We start from the raw sequence: 2066 nt of genomic DNA, 5'->3' as shown, positions 1-2066 counted from the left end.
AACCTTTCTACCTTGGCTTTTTTCTAAAATAAAACCTGTTTTCGATGAAGATACAAAGAAGCGCATCACACAGATTGCTCTATATAATTTCTTTGAAAAAAAAATTGCTGAGCAAGAAGAACCCGTAGAGAGTACAATAAATTCTATACTTTATCCTTTTTTCTTTAGTAACACCCAAAATTTTGTGCAAGAAGATGATAGCGAGCAAGAAGATGATGACAGACAAGCAGCAGAAGATAACGCAGATACTACAATGACAATAAAGTTCTATGTGAATGGCATGTTGAGTGTAGAAGCAGAAGAAAAAGACGCAACAATACTAGTAGATAAAAAAGAAAAAAAAATAATAAAAAAAGAAAGTAGCGATCTTGAGACTTTAATCAAAGCAGTTACAAAAATTAGCAATAAACAGTACCGTTGCATCACAGATTGGCACAAAGGTGTGCGTGAAAAAATTGAAGAAATTAAAGAAGAAGAAAAAAGGATACGGAGAAACTCATTGGCAGATATAACAGAAGCGAGGCTGATAGAAAAAGAAAAAAGTGCAGCAGCTGAGAAAAAACAAGAAGAAAAAAAAAGATTGAGAAAAGCAACAGAAATATTCATTATGTCAATGGACAAGGTTACGAAAAATAATAGCAATAATAGCATAATCAGAATAGCAGCCGAAAAAAAAGTGAAGCCGAAAAAAAAAGAAAATGCAGCAGCATCAGTAGAAGTAGCATCAGTAAAAGCAACTGAAGCAGTAAATGCAGCAGCTGAAGGAGTAACAGCAGCAGTTAATGATAGTGTAATAGAATCAGTAAAAGCAGCTGAAGCAGTAACAGCAGCAGCAAAAGTGAAGCCGAAAAAAAAAGAAGAAGTAAAAAGATTGAAAAAAGCAACAGAAATATTCACAAGGAGAAATCATGATACTTTAATCAAAGTGGTTACAAATATTAAAGATAAAAAGTACAATGGCATCACAGATTGGTATGAAGATATATGTTCTGAATTTGAAATAGTTCAAAAAGAAGCATCAGTAAAAGCAGCTGAAGCAGTAACAGTAGCAGCATCAGTAAAAGCCGCTGAAGAAGTAACAGCAGCAGTAACAGCAGTAGTTTATGATAGTGTAATAGAATCAGTAAAAGCAGCTGAAGCAGTAACCGCAGCAGTAAAAGCAGCAGCAAAAGTAGTAAGAAAAGGCAAAAAAGCAGCACTAGAAAATGCAGCAGTTAATGATAGTGTAATAGAATCAGTAAAAGCAGCAGTTGATGTTAGTGTAATAGAATCAGTAAAAGCAGCTGACGCAGTAACAGCATCAGTAACAGCAGCAGTTGATGATAGTGTAATAGAAGGTGATTCAAGTAAAGAAGAAAAAGAATATAAAGCGATACTGAGAAACGAATCAGCAAAAGCTGTAATAGCAGAAGAAATAGCACTAGAAAATGCAGCTGAAGAAGTAAAAGCATCGGTAAAAGCAGCTGAAGCAGTAACCGCAGCAGTAAAAGCAGCAGTTGATGTTAGTGTAATAGAAGGTGATTCAAGCGAAAAAGAAAAATATATGGCAGCAGCGAAACAAAGTATAAAAAAAGCATTAAATGCTATTAATAGTAAAGGCAAAGCTTCTGCTCGTCTAAAAAAATGGTCTTATGGAAACAATACCAACTTTAATGGCAAGATTACCAAATACAACAATACACAAAAGTATAAAATCTGTATAGGTGCAACTATTAAAACACGAGGAATTAAAAAAATTAAAACACGAGAAGCTAAAAAAGTTGAAGTCACATCCTATGAGCTGGGATTTATATCCTATAAATTTATTATTGTTAATAATCAGAATAAAGATAATAATGCTATTGTAAATAAAATTTATGAGTGCATTGAAAAATGGAAAGAGAGTGATCCTGAAGTAGATGGCAATGAAGAGCCTAGGACTTTCTATGTCTAAAAAATTATTATTTATATTATTAACACTTGCTATTTCTCACAGCCTTGTAGCAATGAAACATAAACCTACGGCTGTAGAAAAAGCTTTTCGAGAAGAATTTCCTGTAGCACCATCAAAGCCTTTTACTCAAGTC

At 33.5% G+C, this 2066-nt stretch carries 1 protein-coding gene; it reads left to right on the top strand.

What is annotated here, in order from left to right; all coding sequences use genetic code 11:
* Window positions 1–1933, top strand: a 1933-nt coding sequence (locus KC460_05195; GenBank protein MCA9770737.1) for a hypothetical protein, incomplete at its 5' end; no start/stop codon positions are given.
* Window positions 1934–2066 lie beyond the last annotated feature (133 nt).

This window comes from Candidatus Dependentiae bacterium, from assembly GCA_020431705.1.
Classification (GTDB): Bacteria; Babelota; Babeliae; order Babelales; family Vermiphilaceae; genus JAGQHQ01.
This window is presented reverse-complemented; position numbering and strand designations above follow the sequence as displayed.